Annotated in this window: 13 protein-coding genes; 10 read left to right on the top strand and 3 right to left on the bottom strand. The window is 77.2% G+C overall.

Annotation, left to right across the window (positions count from 1 at the left end; genetic code table 11):
• Positions 1-138 precede the first annotated feature (138 nt).
• The gene (locus BMZ16_RS08200) at positions 139-819 is read left to right on the top strand and encodes an HAD family hydrolase (RefSeq protein ID WP_255366454.1); all 681 of its coding nucleotides are present in this window, start codon (positions 139-141) and stop codon (positions 817-819) included.
• Positions 820-823: 4 nt separating this feature from the next.
• On the opposite strand, the gene BMZ16_RS08195 is transcribed toward BMZ16_RS08200, so the two are convergent.
• Entirely contained in the window at positions 824-1,642 is an 819-nt protein-coding gene (locus BMZ16_RS08195) for a RecB family exonuclease (protein WP_255366531.1), read from the bottom strand.
• 305 nt (positions 1,643-1,947) lie between these two features.
• Here BMZ16_RS08195 and BMZ16_RS08190 point away from each other — a divergent pair, with 305 nt between their 5' ends.
• Positions 1,948-3,081 (top strand): site-2 protease family protein, encoded by a 1,134-nt coding sequence (locus BMZ16_RS08190; protein ID WP_089799302.1) that lies wholly within the window; start codon positions 1,948-1,950, stop codon positions 3,079-3,081.
• Between the two features lie 94 nt (positions 3,082-3,175).
• Complete coding sequence (locus BMZ16_RS08185) at positions 3,176-5,860, top strand: winged helix-turn-helix domain-containing protein (protein ID WP_089799300.1); 2,685 nt, start codon at positions 3,176-3,178, stop codon at positions 5,858-5,860.
• A 64-nt stretch (positions 5,861-5,924) separates the two neighbouring features.
• Here BMZ16_RS08185 and BMZ16_RS08180 read toward each other — a convergent pair whose 3' ends face one another.
• The gene (locus BMZ16_RS08180; protein ID WP_089799298.1) at positions 5,925-6,152 is read right to left on the bottom strand and encodes a hypothetical protein; all 228 of its coding nucleotides are present in this window, start codon (positions 6,150-6,152) and stop codon (positions 5,925-5,927) included.
• A gap of 268 nt (positions 6,153-6,420) precedes the next feature.
• On the opposite strand from BMZ16_RS08180, the gene BMZ16_RS08175 reads away from it, so the two are divergent.
• From BMZ16_RS08175 to dop, 4 genes are all read left to right on the top strand, one after another.
• Positions 6,421-6,834: a hypothetical protein gene (locus BMZ16_RS08175; protein WP_089799296.1), complete on the top strand. Its 414-nt coding sequence runs from the start codon at positions 6,421-6,423 to the stop codon at positions 6,832-6,834.
• A gap of 37 nt (positions 6,835-6,871) precedes the next feature.
• On the top strand, positions 6,872-7,921 hold the full coding sequence (locus tag BMZ16_RS08170) for a tRNA (adenine-N1)-methyltransferase (RefSeq protein ID WP_255366452.1): 1,050 nt from the start codon (positions 6,872-6,874) through the stop codon (positions 7,919-7,921).
• A gap of 196 nt (positions 7,922-8,117) precedes the next feature.
• Entirely contained in the window at positions 8,118-9,752 is a 1,635-nt protein-coding gene (gene arc, locus BMZ16_RS08165; RefSeq protein ID WP_089799294.1) for a proteasome ATPase, read from the top strand.
• A gap of 99 nt (positions 9,753-9,851) precedes the next feature.
• Positions 9,852-11,459 (top strand): depupylase/deamidase Dop, encoded by a 1,608-nt coding sequence (gene dop, locus BMZ16_RS08160; protein ID WP_089799987.1) that lies wholly within the window; start codon positions 9,852-9,854, stop codon positions 11,457-11,459.
• 8 nt (positions 11,460-11,467) lie between these two features.
• Here dop and BMZ16_RS08155 read toward each other — a convergent pair whose 3' ends face one another.
• Positions 11,468-16,009 (bottom strand): SCO7613 C-terminal domain-containing membrane protein, encoded by a 4,542-nt coding sequence (locus BMZ16_RS08155; RefSeq protein WP_089799291.1) that lies wholly within the window; start codon positions 16,007-16,009, stop codon positions 11,468-11,470.
• 196 nt (positions 16,010-16,205) lie between these two features.
• Here BMZ16_RS08155 and BMZ16_RS08150 point away from each other — a divergent pair, with 196 nt between their 5' ends.
• From BMZ16_RS08150 to prcA, 3 genes are read left to right on the top strand one after another with little or no spacing between them, the layout of a single operon-like run.
• Positions 16,206-16,400: a ubiquitin-like protein Pup gene (locus BMZ16_RS08150; RefSeq protein WP_089799290.1), complete on the top strand. Its 195-nt coding sequence runs from the start codon at positions 16,206-16,208 to the stop codon at positions 16,398-16,400.
• A 6-nt stretch (positions 16,401-16,406) separates the two neighbouring features.
• Positions 16,407-17,237: a proteasome subunit beta gene (gene prcB, locus BMZ16_RS08145; protein ID WP_089799288.1), complete on the top strand. Its 831-nt coding sequence runs from the start codon at positions 16,407-16,409 to the stop codon at positions 17,235-17,237.
• Positions 17,234-17,971, top strand: coding sequence for a proteasome subunit alpha (gene prcA / locus BMZ16_RS08140; RefSeq protein WP_089799286.1), 738 nt, complete (start codon positions 17,234-17,236; stop codon positions 17,969-17,971). Before prcB ends, prcA begins: the two co-directional genes overlap by 4 nt.
• Positions 17,972-18,009 lie beyond the last annotated feature (38 nt).

Genomic DNA, 18,009 nt, shown 5'->3' with positions numbered 1-18,009 from the left:
CGGCGCACGGGCCGGACGACAGCGGGGCGTCGGACCCCGCCGGTACGCTCGTGCGACCGTCCACGCCCGCCCCCGCACCCCCCGGAGCCACCCCTGAGCACCGTCACGAACCCCACCGGACCTGCCGCCGCGCGGCCCGTGCCCCGCCCGGCGCTGCCCGCCGCGGTCCTCTGGGACATGGACGGGACGCTCATCGACACCGAGCCGTACTGGATGGCCGCCGAGATCGAGCTGGTGGAGGCCCACGGCGGGGTCTGGACGCGTGAGGACGCCGTCGCGATGATCGGCAGCTCGATGGACGTGTCCGCCGGGCTCCTGCAGGCCGCCGGGGTGGAGCTCGAGGTCGCGGAGATCGCGGACGCCCTCAACACGGCGGTGCGCGCGGCCGTCGCCGCGGGGATCCCCTGGCAGCCCGGCGCGCACGAGGTCCTGCGTGCGCTGCACGCCGCCGGCGTCCCGCAGGCGCTCGTCACGTCGTCCTTCGACGTCCTGGCCGCGCCCTTCGCGGACGCGGTGGGCCTGTTCGACGTCGTCGTGTCGGGCGACACCGTGGCGCGGCCCAAGCCGCACCCGGAGCCCTACCTCGCGGCGGCACGTGCCCTCGGGGTCGACGTCGCGGCGTGCGTCGCCTTCGAGGACTCGCGGTCGGGGCTCGCCTCGGCGGTCGCCAGCGGTGCACGGGTCGTGGCCGTGGACTCCCACGTCGTGCTCGACCCGCCCGCCGGCGTCTCCCGCGCGTCGTCGCTGCTGCACGTCGACCTCGACGTGATCGCCCGCGTCGCGGCGGGCGAGACGCTGCACCTGCGCGACGCGGCCTGACCCCTCAGGCGGTGGGCGGCACCGGGGTGACGCCGATCGCCCGCTCCACCGCACCGACGGGGACCTCGGGGGGAGTGCCGCCGAACGCGGGGCACCGGTCGCGGAACGCGCACCAGTCGCACAGCCGCGACGGTCGCGGCCGCCAGTCGCCGGCGCGGGCCGTGTCCTCGATGCCGGCCCAGATGGACCGGACCCGCGCCTCGAGGGTGTGCATCTCCGGCTCGGTCGGCTCATGGGTGACCACCACGCCGTCGCCCAGGTACGCCAGCTGCAGCCGCTTGGGCAGCACCCCCCGCGTGCGCCACACGACGTACGCGTAGAACCGCATCTGGAACAGCGCCGAGCCCTCGTAGCCCGCCCGTGGGGAGCGGCCCGTCTTGTAGTCGACGACCCGCACCCACCCGTTGGGGGCGACGTCCACCCGGTCGACCACGCCGCGCAGCTGGGGTCCGTCGGGCAGGTCGTGCCGCACCTGCAGCTCGCGCGCCCGCGGCTCCAGGCGTGTGGGGTCCTCGAGCGTGAACCACGTCGCGAGCAGGCGCTCGGCCTCGGCGAGGAACTCCGCGCGCTCGGCGTCGGTGGTGTGCAGCGCGCCGTACCGCGGGTCCTGCTCGAGCAGCTCGGCCCAGCGCGCGGGCAGGGACGCACACGCCGCGGCGAGCGTGCGCTCGGGTGCCGGCAGGTCGAACAGCGTCTCCAGCGCCGCGTGCACGAGCGTGCCCCGCGCCGCCGCCGGCGACGCCGGCTCGGGGAGCCGGTCCACCACGCGGAACCGGAACAGCAGCGGGCACTGCAGGAAGTCGTTGGCGCGCGAGGGGGACAGGCCGGGGGTGCGCCGCTCGGCGGGCGGGTCCGCGACGACGACGTCGGGGACCGCGTCCCCGGGCGCCGCACCGGCCGGCCGGTCCGTCCCGGGCGCACCGTCGGTCGCCTGCGGTCGGTCGGTGCTCTCGGCCTGCTCGGTGTCCACGCTCACGGCACGAGGGTAGGCGCGACCGCCCACACGACCGCCCGCACGGCGCTGCACGCGCCTCCCTCGGACGCGCCGCCCGGCGCGCCGCCGGCCGCGGGGACGTGCCTGCCCGGCCACGAGCGGGGACGCCACGGCCGCGACCGTAGGCTGGGTGCGTGAGCGCACCGCGACCCGACCGTCGGACCGGCTGGGTGCTCGGCCACGTGGCCGGGGCACCCGTCGTCCTGGCCCCGAGCTGGCTGCTGGCCGCCGTGGTCCTGACGCTCGTGTTCACGCCCAGCGTGCGCACGTGGACCGGCGCGGGTGGCGGGGTGCTGCCGTACGTCGTGGCCCTCGTCTTCGTGGTGCTGCTGTTCGCCTCGGTCCTGGTGCACGAGCTCGCGCACGGCCTCGTCGCCAAGGCGCGGGGGCAGCAGCCGCGCGAGTTCGTCCTGACGCTGTGGGGCGGGCACACCACGTTCGGCGGCGCGGCACCCTCACCCGGTACCAGCGCGCTCGTCGCGGTCGTGGGGCCGGTCGCGAACCTCTTGCTCGCGGGCGGGTTCCTGCTGCTGGCCGACCACGTCGCGCCCGACGGCAGCGTGCTGCAGGCGATGACCTGGGCCGGCGCGGTCGCCAACGGGTTCGTCGGCCTGTTCAACCTGGTGCCCGGCCTGCCGCTGGACGGCGGGCGCATCCTCGAGGCCGCCGTGTGGGCGGCCACCGGCGACCGGCACCGCGGCAGCGTCGTCGCCGGCTGGACGGGCCGAGTCGTCGCGGTGGGCGTCGTGCTGCTGGTCCTCGTCCGGCCGTACGTCACGGGCGGCACGCCCGACCTCGGCACCGTCGCCTGGGCCGCGCTGATCGGTGCGTTCCTGTGGTCCGGTGCGTCCGGCGCGGTGCGTGCGGGCCGCACGGGGCGCGTCGTCGACGCGATGACGATCGGCACCGTCGGCCGGCCGGCCGTCGTGGTCGGGGTCCGGTCGTCGCTGGCGCAGGCGCGGACCACCGCCGCCGCGGCGCACGCCGCGGAGGTGGTCGTCATCGCCCCCGACGGCAGGCCCGCCGCGTACGTGGACGCCGACGCGGCCGCGCGCGTCCCCGCCGAGCTGGCCGGCAGCACGGACGTCCTCGCGGTCGCCACCCCGCTGCCCGCGGGCACCGTGGTGGACGGCACCCTGACCGGGGACGCGCTGCTGGAGGCGCTGTCCCGCGCGTCCGCGAACGGTCCCGTGATGGCGGCCGTCGTCGACGGCCGGGTGGTCGCGCTGGTGCGGACGGCGGACGTCGTCGCCGCACTGCGGCACTGACGCACCGCCGGGGTGCGGCGGCGCTCCCGGGGGACACCGCCGGGGCCGCGGGCTAGATTCGGCCCAGGATCGCGTCCAGCCCCGGGGGGACGGCATGACGACGACCGTGCGCACGTCGACGTCGACGCGCGACGCAGGGCGGCCGCCCGTCGGCAAGACGACGGCGCCGCACCCCCCGACGCTGCAGGTGGACAGACCGCGGTGCACCGCGGCGCTCGCCGAGGCGCTCGCGTCGCACGGCGTGACCGCGGTGACGGCACCCGCCGGCTACGGCAAGTCCACGCTCGTCGGGCAGTGGGGCGCGGGCCACCCCGGGCCCGTGGCGTGGGCGAACCTCGACGCCTTCGACGACGTGCCGCAGCTCGTCCGGCTGCTGGCCACGTCCGTCGCGCTCGCCGTCCCGGGCTCATCCGCCGCGGACGCGTTGCACCGGGTCGTCGCAGCCACGCGCTCCGGGAGCGTCACCACCCTGACCGGGGCGCTGCTCGCGGCGCTCGAGCGGCTGGAGCAGTCCGTCGTGCTGGTCGCCGACGACGTGCACGAGCTGCCGCTGGAGAGCGTCCGGACCGTCCTCGAGCCCCTCGTCCGCTACCGTCCCGACCTCCTGCGCCTGGTCCTGACCAGCAGGTACGACGCCGCGCTGCCCCTGCACCGGCTGCGGGTGCAGGGCGCCCTGGGCGAGCTGCGCACCGACCGGCTCGCGTTCACGCCCGAGGAGGTGGCCGCACTGGTCCGGGCCGACGGCCACCGGCCCGACGCGCAGCGGGTCGCCCGGCTGCACACCGTCACCCGCGGCTGGCCCGTGGCCGTTCGCCTGGCCCTCGTCACGGGCGACGAGGACGGCGTCGACGCGCGTCTGGACGGCATGGAGGCGTCCCAGGTGCCGCTGACCGGGTACCTGGTCGAGGAGGTCCTCGGCTCGCTGCCGGACCGGCTGCGCACGCTGCTGCTCACCGGCAGCGTCTGCGAGACGCTCGACCCCGCCCTGGCGGAGCGTCTGGTGCCCGGCGGGGCCGCCGCGCTCGCCGAGTGCGTCGCGCGGGAGCTCTTCGTCACCCCCGTGGCCCGGAGCGGCCGACCCGTGCAGTACCGGTGGCACGACCTCGTCGCCACGCACACCCGCATGGCCTTCGAGCGGAACGACCCCGCCGGTGCGGCACGTGCGCACCGCGTGGTCGCCGAGCACCGGCGCCGCACCGACCCCGCTGCCGCGGTGCGCCACGCACTCACCGCCGGTGACGTGCCGCTCGCGGTCGAGGTCCTGGCCGACCAGTGGCCCGAGATGCTCGTGCGGGGCGACGCCCTCGTCGTCGAGCGGCTCGTCGACGCGATCCCCGTCGCGGTGTCCGCGACGCCCGACCTGCAGGTGGCGCTCGCCGCGGCCCGCACCTTCCGTCACGCGGCCTCCACCGGGGGGCCGGACGGCGCGCCGGCGGCGGTCGTGCGGTGCGTCGAGCTCCTCGCCGGCGACGCGGGCGCACCGCAGGAGATGACCGCTGCCGCCCGCGCGCTGCTCGCGGCCGAGCCGCTGCGCCCGTCCGACCGCGCCCTCGGCCTGTACCTGCTGGGCCGGGCGGAGGCGCAGCGGGCCGCCGACGCGGCGCCCGCCGTGCAGCACCTCGCGGAGGCGCGGGACCTGGCCACGGCCCGCGGCTGGACCGCCGTCGCCGTCGCGTGCCGCGCGGAGACGTGCGTCGCGCTGCTGCACGGCGACGACCCGGGCGAGGCGGAGCGGCTCGCGGCGGACGTCCTGGCCGAGGCGGCGGTCCACGGCTGGGCGGGCAGCGGCGTCACCGCGGGCGCCTCCCACGTCCTCGGCGTGCTCGCCTACTGGCGCGGGGACTTCGCCGCGGCGGCCGAGCACCTCGAGCAGGTGCTGGGCGCGACCGGCGCGGCGCGCCCGGAGCCGACCGCCGCCGCGGGTGCGCACCTGGCCCTCGTCGGCATCGACGCGCACGACCCGGCCGTCCTCGCGCGGGCCCGCCACGCGCTGGCAGCCGTCGACGACCGCGCGGTGCTCCCGCCCGAGGTCCAGGACCTCCTGCTCGCCGTTCGGGTGCGGGACCGTGCGGCGCACGAGCGGCCGACCGAGGCGCTGGCCCTGCTCGCGGACGCCGCGGGCAGCGTCGCGTACGGGCCGCTGAGCCGGTGCTGGGAGGCCGAGCTGCGGCACCGGGCCGGGGACACCGCGGGGGCGTGGCGGGCGCTCGGGCGTCCACCCGGGCAGGACGCGCCGCGGGACGACGCCCACGAGGACGACGTGCCTGTCAGCGATGCGCCCGGCGACGACGTACCCGGCGGCGACGTGCCCGGCGGTGCCGCGTCCGGCCGGGGGCACCGGCCGGTGCGGGTGCTCGCCGCGCTGGTGCGCGCGCGGCTCGCCCCGGACCGGCGCACCGCGCACGCGGCGCTGGAGACGGCGCTCGACCTGGCCGCACCGCTCGGGCTGGTCACGCCGTTCCTGGCCGACGACCCCGGCTGGCGCGCGCTGCTGTCGGAGCACCTCGAGCGGGCGGGGCGCCACGAGGCCCTCGTGACGCAGGTCCTCGCGCGACTCGCCGACGCGCCGGTGATGACGCGCTCGTCGTGGGACCTGACGCCGCGCGAGCGCGACGTCCTGGTCCGGCTGCGCACCACCGCGACCGCCGAGGAGATCGCCGCGGGGCTCTTCGTGTCCGTCAACACCGTCAAGACGCACCAGCGCGCGATCTACCGCAAGCTCGGCGTGGCCGGTCGACGGGCCGCCGTCCGCACGGCCCTGGAGCGCGGGCTGGTCTGACACGGGCGTGTGCGTCTGACACGGGCGTGCGCGGCTCGGCGCGCCGCCGCAGTCCCGTCGGTGATCATGCCGGCGGGCGCGGCGGGGGGACGTCGTCGGGGACGCGGTAGATCTCCGCGATGGTCATGCCCAGGTCCGTGAGCAGGGCCACGAGGCCGGTCAGCGCGGCGGCGTCGGGCAGCCGGCAGGACAGCGCGGCACCGTCCGGTGTGGGCGCCGCCACGACGTCGGCGAAGTCCGCGAGCGACGCGAGGTCGTGCGCGGCCGACACGACGCGGATGTGGTAGAGCATCAGGCCTCCTCGCTCCCGCGGACGAGCCTGGCAGGGGCGTGGCGTGGCGGCGTCATGCCCACCGGATGACGCCGTGGCGGCCGCAGCGCCCGCGGCCGCCGGGTGACCCCCACCGGACCGCCCCCCGCACCCGGTGCGAGCGGCCCCGGGCGCCGTCGGAGCGCGTCGGCCGCGGCGCGCGCTCATCCGCGCCGGGTGAGGCACGGCGGCGCGCCCCGGGTGACAGTGGCAGCCGGTGCCCCGTGCGGGCGGACCCGAGGAGAGCGCCATGCGTCGTCCCCGTCTCGTCGTCGTCGTCCTGCTGAGCCCCGTGGCGCTGCTGCTGGCCCAGTGCTCGACCGGGACGCCCGAGGCAGCCACGACCCGCGCGTGCGAACGGGCCCAGGACCTCGCGACCGCGCTCGCCTCGCTGGACGAGACGATCGGCGAGGGAGCCCCGCTCGCCGACGTCCAGGACGCGGCCCAGCGCGCCGGGGACGCGCAGGACGCCCTCGACGACGCGGCCGGCGACCTCGCGCGCGATCGCGTCGACGCCGTCGACGCCGCCTGGGAGCGGGTCGACGACGGGATCGACGCGCTGGCGGACGACGCGGCCGTCACCGCCGGGGCCGACCGTCTGCAGGAGGACGTCGCCGTGGTCGAGGAGGCACGGGTCGACCTGGTGGCCGAGCTGGGCTGCTGAGACGGTGGGCGCCGCGGGGCGCCTAGACTCGTCGCCCGTGACCTCCGACGACGCCGCCGTGCCCGCACCGACCGGGGCCGCCCAGCGGCGCGGTCCCTTCCGCGTCGGCGAGCGCGTCCAGCTGACCGACCCGCGCGGTCGCCTGCACACCATCACGCTGCACCCCGACGGCGCCTTCCACACGCACCGCGGCTACCTGCGGCACACGGACCTGATCGGCGCGAGCGAGGGCGTCGTCGTGCAGAACACGTCGGGCATCGCCTACCTCGCGCTGCGCCCGCTGCTGGCCGACCACGTGCTGTCGATGCCGCGCGGTGCCGCGGTCGTCTACCCGAAGGACGCCGGCCAGATCGTCACGATGGGTGACGTGTTCCCCGGCGCCACCGTCGTCGAGGCGGGCGTGGGCTCCGGCGGGCTGACGCTGTCCCTGCTGCGCGCCGTGGGTGACGGTGGGCGCCTGGTGTCCATCGAGCGCCGGGAGGACTTCGCCGCGATCGCGCGCGGCAACGTCGAGACGTTCTTCGGCGGTCCGCACCCCGCGTGGGACCTGCGGCTCGGCGACCTGTCCGACGTGCTGCCCACGGCCGCGGAGCCGGGCACGGTGGACCGGGTGGTGCTCGACATGCTGGCGCCCTGGGAGAACCTCGACGCGGTCGCGACCGCGCTCGCGCCCGGCGGCGTCCTGGTCTGCTACGTGGCGACGACGACCCAGCTGTCCCGCCTGGCCGAGGACGCGCGGTCGGACGGCCGGTTCACCGAGCCCGAGGCGTGGGAGTCGATGGTGCGCGGGTGGCACCTCGAGGGTCTGGCGGTGCGTCCGCAGCACCGCATGGTCGGCCACACCGGCTTCCTGCTCACGACCCGCCGGCTCGCCGACGGCGTCGAGCCGCCGCACCGCAAGCGGCGCCCCGCCAAGGGGTCGTACCCCGTGGCCGACGACGGTGCGCCCGTGACCGACCCCGAGCTGTGGTCGCCCGAGGCGATGGGGGAGCGCGAGACGTCCGCGAAGAAGATCCGTCGCGTGCGGCGCGAGCTGCACGTCGCCCCCGAGGACCTCGGGCCGCAGGGTCCTGCCACGGGCGACTGACCTCCGGTGTGCGTCCGGCCGGTGGGTGGCGCGTGTCCGGGGCGCGCCGTCCACCCTGCGGGACGCCCTCGACCCGCGGGCCGCGACACGCGCCAGGTGTTGACACCTGCGGTTAGTGTCGTCTGACCAGCAGGCACAGCGGCGTGCACGGTGGACCGGAGGAAGGGCGCATCGCGCGGAACGGAGGCCGAGCACCATGACCGAACCGGCTGTCCCCGGACGTGACCTGCACCGCGAGCTCGCGGTGCTGGCAGCGAAGAACGAGCGGCTGAGCGAGGCGCTCGTCGCGGCACGCGAGCAGATCCTCGAGCTCAAGCGGCAGGTGGACGACCTCGCCAAGCCGCCCGGCACCTACGCCACCTTCCTCGGTGCGCGTGACGACGGGACGGTGGACATCGTGTCCGCCGGCCGCAAGATGCACGTGGGCGCGAGCCCGACCCTCGACGTGCACCGCCTGCGCCCCGGCCAGGAGGTCATGTTGAACGAGGCGCTCACGGTCGTCGAGGCCGGCGGCTACGAGCAGGTCGGCGAGATCGTCACCGTCAAGGAGATGCTCGGCGAGGGGCGCGCGCTCGTCGTCGGGCGCGGCGACGAGGAGCGTGTCGTGCGCTTCGCCGGCCAGGTGGCCGACGCAGGCGTGCGCGTCGGCGACGCACTGACGATCGATCCGCGCAGCGGGTTCGTGTTCGAGGTCATCCCGCGGGCCGAGGTCGAGGAGCTCGTCCTCGAGGAGGTCCCGGACATCGACTACACCGACATCGGCGGTCTGGGCCCGCAGATCGAGGCGATCCGGGACGCGGTCGAGCTGCCGTTCCTGCACCCCGAGCTCTTCCGGGAGCACGGCCTCAAGCCGCCGAAGGGCGTGCTGCTGTACGGCCCGCCCGGCTGCGGGAAGACCCTCATCGCCAAGGCGGTCGCGCACTCGCTGGCCGCGACGGCGGCCGCCGCGCGCGGTGCGGACGTCGCAGAGGCGCGGTCGTACTTCCTCAACGTCAAGGGCCCCGAGCTGCTCAACAAGTACGTGGGTGAGACGGAGCGGCACATCCGCCTGATCTTCGCGCGTGCCCGCGAGAAGGCGTCGCAGGGTCACCCGGTCGTCGTGTTCTTCGACGAGATGGAGTCGCTGTTCCGCACCCGTGGCACGGGTGTGTCCAGTGACGTGGAGACGACGATCGTGCCGCAGCTGCTGGCCGAGATCGACGGTGTCGAGCGGCTGGACAACGTCATCGTCATCGGGGCGTCCAACCGCGAGGACATGATCGACCCCGCGATCCTGCGGCCCGGCCGGCTCGACGTGAAGATCAAGATCGAGCGCCCCGACGCGGAGGGTGCGCGCGAGATCTTCGCGAAGTACCTCACCGCGGACCTGCCGATCCACGACGACGACATCGCCGAGCACAGCGGGTCGGCGTCCGCGGCGGTCGAGGCCATGATCTCGCGCGTCGTCGAGCGCATGTACTCCGAGGCGGACGAGAACCGGTTCCTCGAGGTCACGTACGCCAGCGGCGACAAGGAGGTGCTGTTCTTCAAGGACTTCAACTCCGGCGCCATGATCCAGAACGTCGTCGACCGCGCCAAGAAGTCCGCGATCAAGGACCTGCTGTCCACCGGGCAGCGCGGCATCCGCGTGGACCACCTGCTCGCGGCGTGCGTGGACGAGTTCAAGGAGAACGAGGACCTGCCCAACACGACCAACCCCGACGACTGGGCCCGGATCTCCGGCAAGAAGGGCGAGCGGATCGTGTTCATCCGCACGATCGTCCAGGACAAGAAGGGCATCGAGGCGTCGCGGACCATCGAGAACGTCACGAGCACCGGCCAGTACCTGTGACGTCCCCCGCGTGAGCGGTCCGGCGGGGTGCCCGCGCGGCGGTGACCGCCTCGCGGGCACCCGCGGCCGGTCCTCCCGGCGGCGCCTAGGGTGGACGGCGTGACCGTGCGCCGCGTGATGGGCATCGAGACCGAGTACGGCGTCCTGCAGCCGGGCCGGCCGCTGGCGAACCCCATGCTGCTGTCGAGCCACGTGGTGGCCGTGCACGCGGCCGCGCGCGAGGCGGGCCGCTCGCGGGCGCGCTGGGACTACGACGACGAGGACCCGCTGCACGACGCGCGGGGGTTCCACCTGCAGCGCGCCGCCGCGCACCCGTCGATGCTGACGGACTCGCCGACGGTCCCGGCGCCGTCCGGCGACGGCCCGCAGGCCATGCCGCGCTCCGAGGGCGAGGAGTACGAGGACCCCGGCGCCGCGAACGTGATCCTCACCAACGGGGCGCGGCTGTACGTCGACCACGCGCACCCGGAGTACTCCTCGCCGGAGGTGACGACCCCCCTCGACGCGGTGCGGTGGGACCGGGCCGGCGAGCTCGTCATGCTCGAGTCGGTGCGCCGGCTCGCGGCGAGCCCCGCGCTGCCGGACGTCACGCTGTACAAGAACAACGTCGACGGCAAGGGGGCCACGTACGGCACCCACGAGAACTACCTCGTCGAGCGGTCGGTCCCGTTCGCGGACCTGGTCGCCGGTCTGACGACGTTCCTGGTGACGCGCCAGGTGTTCACCGGGGCGGGGCGGGTCGGGCTGGGGCAGCGCGGTGAGCACCCGGGGTTCCAGCTGTCGCAGCGTGCGGACTACATCGAGGCCGAGGTCGGCCTGGAGACGACGTTGCGTCGTCCGATCGTCAACACCCGCGACGAGCCGCACGCCGATCCCGCGCGCTGGCGGCGCCTGCACGTCATCATCGGCGACGCCACGATGCTGGAGCCGGCGACGTACCTGCGGCTCGGGACGACCTCGCTCGTGCTCTGGCTGCTGGAGCAGGCCACGGCGGGCGGTGCCGCGCGACGGGCGGCGCAGCGCGTCGAACGGCTGGCGCTGCGCGATCCGGTGCAGGCCGTGCACCGGGTCAGCCACGACCTCGGCCTCGGCGAGCGGCTGGAGCTGGTCGACGGGCGCCGGCTCACGGCCCTCGAGCTCCAGGCGGAGTACCTGGACGCGGTCCGTGAGGCGCTCGATGCGCAGGGCGCCGAGCCCGACGACGCGACGCGGGACGTGGTGGCGCGCTGGGGGTCGTTGCTGGAGCGCCTGGGGACCGAGCCCGCGTCCTGCGCTCGGGAGGTCGAGTGGCTCGCGAAGCTGCGCCTGCTCGACGGCATGCGCCGGCGGGACGGCCTGGCCTGGGACCACCCGCGCCTGGCCGCGGTGGACCTGCAGTGGTCGGACGTGCGGCCCGAGCGAGGGCTGTACCACCGGCTCGCGGCCGCCGGGGCGGTCGAGCTGCTGGTGACGCCGCAGGACGTGGCCGACGCCGTGCAGCACCCGCCGCAGGACACCCGCGCGTACTTCCGCGGGGAGGCGGTCGCGCGCTACGGCTCGGAGATCTCGGCGGCCAGTTGGGACTCGGTGGTGTTCGACGTGCCCGGCACCCAGACGTTGCAGCGGGTGCCCATGCGGGACCCGTTGCGTGGCACCAGGGCGCACGTGGGTGAGCTCCTGGACCGGAGCCCGGACGCCCGTTCGCTGCTGGCGGCGCTGGGCGGCTGACCCCGCCCTCAGCGCATCTCGCCGACGAACCGCACCGCCTCGCGGGCCTCCTGCACGCGCTTCTCGTACGTCACCCCGAGCCCGAGCACGAGCGTGCCGCCCACCGCGAGCAGGACCCATCCGTCGATCGCGGCCAGGGCGCCCGCCGCGATCGGGCTGAGCACCACGACCAGCGTCACGAGCACGGCCCCGGCCCCCAGCAGGAACGGGGCCTGCCGGCGGCGTGCCGCACCGGTGACGACCGAGGCCACGCCGAGCGCGAGGAGCAGGGTCGCCCGCCACCCCGCGGGCTCGGCCACGAGGAGGGCGAGCGGCGCCCCGAGCGTGAGCACCAGCGGGCCGCCGAGGTGGGTCCACGAGCCCCGTGCCGGGTCCCGCCGCAGGCGCTGGACCCCCAGGGCGAGCGTCAGCAGGCCGAGCACCGTCCAGGGGACGTCGGCCGGCTCGGGTCCGCCGCGCAGGGCCAGCAGGGTGGTGGCGAACGCCGCGATCGTCAACCCCGACGCGGTGCCCACGCGGTCGCGGGCCCACCACGCCACAGCGGCCCCCGCGCCCAGCACGACGACCCCGCGTGCGGTGCCGAGCGCCGTCGCGTCCACCGCCGCGAGGGTGGGCAGGACGAGCAGACCGACCAGCAGGCACCGCAGCACGGTGCCCGCGTGGCGACCCGGCCACGTGCGGCGGTGCGCGAGCCCGACCCCCCACGTGAGGACGGCGACGCCCTCCACCGCGAGCACCGACGGGACCACCTGACCCGGCCGGTGCACGAGCGACTCCGCCCACGGCCCGACGGCGGCCACGATGAGTGCGGCGCCTGTGAGCACCGGGGCCACGTACCGCGCCGCGAGCAGTACGCCGGCGGTCGGCACCGGGCGCCGCGGGCCGGCGGGGGCGGGCCGCGGGTCGGCGCCGTCCGGGCGGTTCCCGTGCCCGGCGCGGGCCACCAGGGCCAGGCCGAGCAGCGCCGCCGCCGTGACCCACCACACGACCGGGCGTGCGTCGGGCGTCCGCAGGAGCACGGACGGGACGAGTGCGAGCAGTCCCGCCACCGTCCAGGCGCGGGGGACGTCACCGCGGCGTGCGGCGAGCGCCACGGTGGCCAGCGTCACCACCCCGGCGGCCGCGAGCGGCAGGTCCGCGAGCGGCGGCACGCCGCCGCCGGGGGCCCGCGCGACGATGACCGCCGTGCCCGTGGCGGCGGCCCCCGCGAGCAGCAGCAGTCCCAGGCCCGCCAGTCCGGCGCCGGCGCCGGCCGCCGGCGCGTCACCGGCCGGGCCCGCCGCGCGGGGCCGCGGCAGCGGCGCGCGCAGGCGTCGCCCGCTCGCCCCGCCGCCGAGCGCGAGGACGACGGCCGCACCAGCGAGCACGAGGCCGCGGACCGTCGCGGCCGGGCCCGCGGGCGCGGCGAGCGCGGCGATCACCGTGGGGACGGTCGCCGCGACGACGACCGCCCAGGGTGCGGCCGTGTCGACGACCGCACGCACCCGGGGCCCGCGGGCGGTCCCCGCACACAGCAGCAGCGCGGCCGCCGCCGGCCAGGACCAGGCCTCCACGGCAACCGTGCCGTCGGGTAGCCACGGGCCGCTGACCACCGCGCCGGGGGTCACCGCTGCGACGACCGCACGGGCGATCGGACCGAGGAGCACCAGCAGCGCGGCCAGCCCGCACAGCAGCTCACCGGCCGCCGGTCGACGCGGCGCGACGAGCACCGCGGCCGCGGTCAGGGCGACGGTGACGCCTGCGGTGAGCAGCCCGCGGTCCACCCACCGGGTGCCCACCTCGAGCACGGCGGGCAGCACGGCCGTCGGCAGGGTGGCCGACGCCAGACCGGCGACCATCAGACCGGCAGCGCCGGCTCGGTCCCGGGTCACGCGCCAGGCGCCGACCCCGGCGACCACGAGGGCCGGCGGCAGCGTCCAGACCTCGACGGCGCTGGCGTCGCGCACGCCCAGGACCGACCACCACGCGCACGTCGCCAGGGCCAGCGCCAGCCACCACACCCGCGAGCGCCCCGGGCCCAGCGCCCACGCGGCTGCTCCGACGGCGGCGAGCACCAGCGCCACCGCGAGGGGCGCCTGGCCCTGGGCGGTCGCCGCGGCCAGGCCACCCGCGACGACGGCCGTGCCGGCCACCTCGACCGTGACCCGTCCCGCGGGGGCGGCGCGCGGGGCCGCGGGTGCGGCCACGGCCCAGGCCACGGCGCCCACGAGCGTGACGAGCAGGGCCGTGCCCGTCGCGCCGGGACGCCCCAGCGCGAGGTGGGCCGTGGTGACGACCAGGGCCGCGACGGGTGCCGCGGCGCCGGCTCCCGCGGTCACGTGGTCGGCGCCCCAGCGTCGCCCGTCCCGCAGCAGCACCGCGACGAGCGCCACGGCCGCCGCGGCGACGGCGAGGGGCGCCACGGTGACGAGCGACGTCAGGGTGGCGAGCCGGGTGCCGTGCGTGGCGGCCTCGTGCGCGTGCGCGGTCGCCGACGCCCAGGAGACCGCGACCGCGACGGCGGCCAGCCCGAGGGCGGTGTCGCGCTCGGCGGCGTCGGCGGTGCCCAGGCGGTGCGCCCGGACCAGCAGCGCGCCGGTCACCGGCGCGACCGCCAGGGCGAGCGCGGTGGCGACCGGTAGGTCGGCGGCCGCTCCCGCGGTCGTGCCGGCCGCCACCAGGAGGAGGGCGGCCGTGGCGGTCGAGGCGGCCCCCGACCGTGCAGCGGCCGACCAGGTCCGCGCGTGGCCGGCGATCGCCGCGGGGACGAGCAGCGCGGCGGCCGTCCACCCGGGGTGCGGCAGCGCGCCGAGGACCGCGAGGACACCGGCCGCGACCGCCCCGGTGCGGACGGCCGCCCGGCCGAGCCGCCGGGCGGTCCCGGGGGTGAGCAGCACGGCGGCGACGGCGCCCTGCGCGCCCACGGCCACGACCGGTGCCGCGGGGCCGACGGCCGTCAGGACGGGCGCGACGACCGCGAGACCCACGACCACCCCGCGCCACGCGAGCGCGCCGGCCCGCGCGACGGTGCCCTGCTCGCCCCGGGCGACGAGCGCCGCGAGCGCGCCGGCGGCGGCGAGCGCGCCGACGGCGGCGGCACCGACCCGCGGGGCGCTCCCGGGGGCGGGGTCCTGCAGGAGGTGCGTCGTGGCCACCGTCACGAGGACGAGGCCGGCCCACGAGGCGGCGGGCACGGTCGTCGCGAGCGCGGCGCGGGCGCCGGTCCGTACGTCGACGCGCCAGGCCGCGGGGACCACCGCGGCCACGCGCAGCAGGCCGCCCGCGGCGAGGCACGTGCCGACCACGCCCGCGAGGGACGCCAGGACCGCGTCCGTCGCGCGGGCCGCCCCCGTGACGCCGACCACGGCCGTGGCGCACGCGGCGGCCGGCGCCAGTGCCGCGGTCACGCCCGCCGTCCACGCCCAGGCCGTGCGCGGGCCGGTGCCGCTGCGCGCGCCCGAGGGCGGTGCGACCGCACCGCGCGCCTCCACCACCACCTGGAGGGCCGCCACGGCGGCGACGCCCGTGAGGGCCGCCACGGCCGGCCACGCCGTGCCGCCGGGGCCGGTGACCGTGCCGACCAGCGCCGTGACCGCGGCCGCCGGCAGCAGACCGGCGGCCGCGGCGTGCAGCACCGTCCGCTCCGCGCGGGAGTGCACCCAGGGCGCCACCGCGCGCACGGCCGTGAGAGCCCCGGCGAGCAGCAGCAGCGCGGCGGCCGTGGCGGCGTCCGGTGCGGTGACCAGCCAGGCGAGCGGCGTCAGCGGGACCAGCGCGGCACCGGCGACCGCGCCCACGCGCAACCGCGACCGGACGCCCCAGGCCGTGAGCAGCCCCGCGCAGACGAGGGCGGACAGACCGGCCTGCGTCGGGCCGTCCCCGACGACGAGCGCCCCGGTCGCGCGGACCGCCCAGGCGTCCAGCAGGAGCAGGACGACCGCCACCGCGCCCACCGCCTCGGAGCCCTGCGGGAGGCTGCGCGCGCGCAGCCACGACGCGAGGCCGAAGACCACGACGGTGCCGACGGCGACGACGAGCGCCCGGCCGCCGAGCCCCATCACGTCCCAGGCGAGGACGAGGAACGCGATGCTCGCCGCGACCAGCAGCGCCGCGCCGACGACCTGCAGGACGGTCTGCACCCGCCACGGCCGCCGCGGCGCGGCGGGGGGAACGGGGGGCACGGGTGCCACGGCCGGCCGGGCGGCCCGCGGCACGGCGTGCGTCGCCGTCGCGGCGGTCGCGGCCGGGACGGCAGGTCGCCGGACCGCCGGGGCGGGCGCCGCCGGTGCCGGGTGCCGGGTCGGCGGGACGCCCGGGGGCGCCGGCGTGGGCGCCCCGCGGCGCGTGGCCGCCCGCAGCTGTGCCGCCCGCAGCGCCTCGACCCGGTCCTGACGCGCCCGCAGCGCGTGGACCACGGCCTGGCTGTCCCGCCAGACCAGCGCACCGTCCGGTCCGGAGACGTCGAGCGCGCACCCGCCGCAGCGGCCGGCGCTCAGCGGGGCGGCGCACGCGGGGCACAGCGTCGGGTCCTGCAGCGCACGCAGCACGCGGCCGTAGAGAGTCTCGGGCATGCGCGCATCGTGCCAGGCCACCGCCCCTGCGGACCCCTCGTCCACAGCCCGTGCGCGTGCCGGACCACCCGGGTGGCCCAGAGCAGCGCCCGCGGCGGCGCGCCGTCCGTGGCGTGGTCACGGGTACGGCGACGGGGTGTTGGGCCTAGGGTGGTCGAGCGAGCACGCGGCACGTGGTCGCAGGACGGAGATCACCATGGCTGGGCAGGATCAGGTCAGGCACGGTCACGAGGACGAGCCGGTCGACGAGCCGGCCCCGCCCGCCCCGTCGGCGGCGGGCGCGCAGGCCCGGGACGCCGAGGTCGACGCGCTGCTCGAGGAGATCGACGACGTCCTGGAGCAGAACGCCGAGCAGTTCGTGCGCGGGTTCGTCCAGAAGGGCGGGCAGTGAGCGCCGATGACACCGAGCGACTCGTCCGGGCGGCTCCCGCACGCCTTCACGACCCCCGGCACACCCTCGTTCGTCGACTTCCTGTCGGGGTACGCCCCTGACCTGCTCCCGGGACGCCGACCCGTCCCGGTGGGCGACCTGCAGGCGCCGCACGCCACGACGATCGTCGCGCTGACGTTCGACGGCGGCGTCGTCATGGCGGGGGACCGGCGCGCCACGATGGGCTCGATGATCGCGAGCCGGCACATCGAGAAGGTCTTCCCGGCCGACGAGTTCTCCGCCGTGGGCATCGCCGGCACCGCCGGTCTGGCCATCGAGCTGGTGCGGCTGTTCCAGCTCGAGCTGGAGCACTACGAGAAGATCGAGGGCAGCCTGCTGTCGCTCGACGGCAAGGCCAACCGGCTGGCCACCATGATCCGCGGCAACCTGGGGCTCGCCATGCAGGGGCTGGCGGTCGTCCCGCTGTTCGGCGGCTACGACCTGGACCTCGGTGCGGGCCGGATCTTCTCGTACGACGTGACGGGCGGGCGCTACGAGGAGCACGGGCACCACGCGGTGGGCTCCGGCTCGGTGTTCGCGCGCGGCTCGCTCAAGAAGCGCTGGCGTCCCGACCTCGACGCGGCCGGGGCGGTGCGGGTCGCCGTCGAGGCGCTCGTCGACGCCGCGGACGACGACTCCGCCACGGGCGGCCCCGACCGTGCGCGGCGGATCTGGCCCGTGGTCGCCACCGTGACGCAGGCCGGCTACCTGCGGGTGTCGGACGACGAGCTCGCCGCGGCGGTCGACGTCGTGGAGAACGGCCGGCGCAGCGCCCGGCGCGACGGAGGTGCCGCATGAGCATGCCGTTCTACGTCTCGCCCGAGCAGCTGATGAAGGACCGGGCCGACTACGCGCGCAAGGGCATCGCGCGCGGCCGGTCGGTCGTCGTCCTGCAGTACGACGACGGGATCGCCTTCGCCACGGAGAACCCGTCGCGCGCCCTGCACAAGATCTCGGAGATCTACGACCGGATCGCGTTCGCCGCGGTGGGCAAGTACAACGAGTTCGAGAACCTGCGCGTGGCCGGGGTCCGGTACGCCGACCTGCGCGGCTACTCCTACGACCGCGTCGACGTGACGGCCCGCGGGCTGGCGAACGCGTACGCCCAGACCCTGGGCACCGTGTTCACCACCGAGTCGAAGCCGCTCGAGGTGGAGCTGGTCGTCGTCGAGGTGGGGCGCGAGCCGGCGGGGGACCAGATCTACCGTCTGTCCTACGACGGCTCCGTCACCGACGAGCACGGGTGGGTCGTCATGGGCGGGCAGGCCGAGCGGCTGGCCACCGTGCTGGGCGGCGGGTGGCGACCCGGCATGACCCTCGCGCAGGTGCTGGGGCTCGCGGTGCGGGTGCTGGGCGGCACGGGCGAGGACGGTGCGCCCCGGGCGCTGGGCGCGGCGCAGCTCGAGGTCGCGGTGCTGGACCGCACACGGCCGCGGCGGGCGTTCCGGCGGCTGACCGGTGCGCTCCTGGAGGACGTCCTGGGCGGTGCCGGTGCGCCGACGGGCGGCGGGGACGAGCCGGTCGCACCCTGAGGGTGTGTCCCGGCGGCGCCGGACCGACGAGCGACGGG

The sequence above is a fragment of the Cellulomonas sp. KH9 genome, from assembly GCF_900114185.1.
Classification (GTDB): domain Bacteria; phylum Actinomycetota; class Actinomycetes; order Actinomycetales; family Cellulomonadaceae; genus Cellulomonas.
This window is presented reverse-complemented; position numbering and strand designations above follow the sequence as displayed.

Excerpts from the sequence above, each read along its gene's own strand:
- arc (WP_089799294.1), top strand. The coding sequence starts at position 8,118 with ATGACCGAACCGGCTGTCCCCGGACGTGACCTGCACCGCGAGCTCGCG.
- BMZ16_RS08150 (WP_089799290.1), top strand. The coding sequence starts at position 16,206 with ATGGCTGGGCAGGATCAGGTCAGGCACGGTCACGAGGACGAGCCGGTC.
- prcB (WP_089799288.1), top strand. The coding sequence starts at position 16,407 with ATGACACCGAGCGACTCGTCCGGGCGGCTCCCGCACGCCTTCACGACC.
- prcA (WP_089799286.1), top strand. The coding sequence starts at position 17,234 with ATGAGCATGCCGTTCTACGTCTCGCCCGAGCAGCTGATGAAGGACCGG.
- BMZ16_RS08155 (WP_089799291.1), bottom strand. The coding sequence starts at position 16,009 with ATGCCCGAGACTCTCTACGGCCGCGTGCTGCGTGCGCTGCAGGACCCG.
- BMZ16_RS08185 (WP_089799300.1), top strand. The coding sequence starts at position 3,176 with ATGACGACGACCGTGCGCACGTCGACGTCGACGCGCGACGCAGGGCGG.
- BMZ16_RS08180 (WP_089799298.1), bottom strand. The coding sequence starts at position 6,152 with ATGCTCTACCACATCCGCGTCGTGTCGGCCGCGCACGACCTCGCGTCG.
- BMZ16_RS08175 (WP_089799296.1), top strand. The coding sequence starts at position 6,421 with ATGCGTCGTCCCCGTCTCGTCGTCGTCGTCCTGCTGAGCCCCGTGGCG.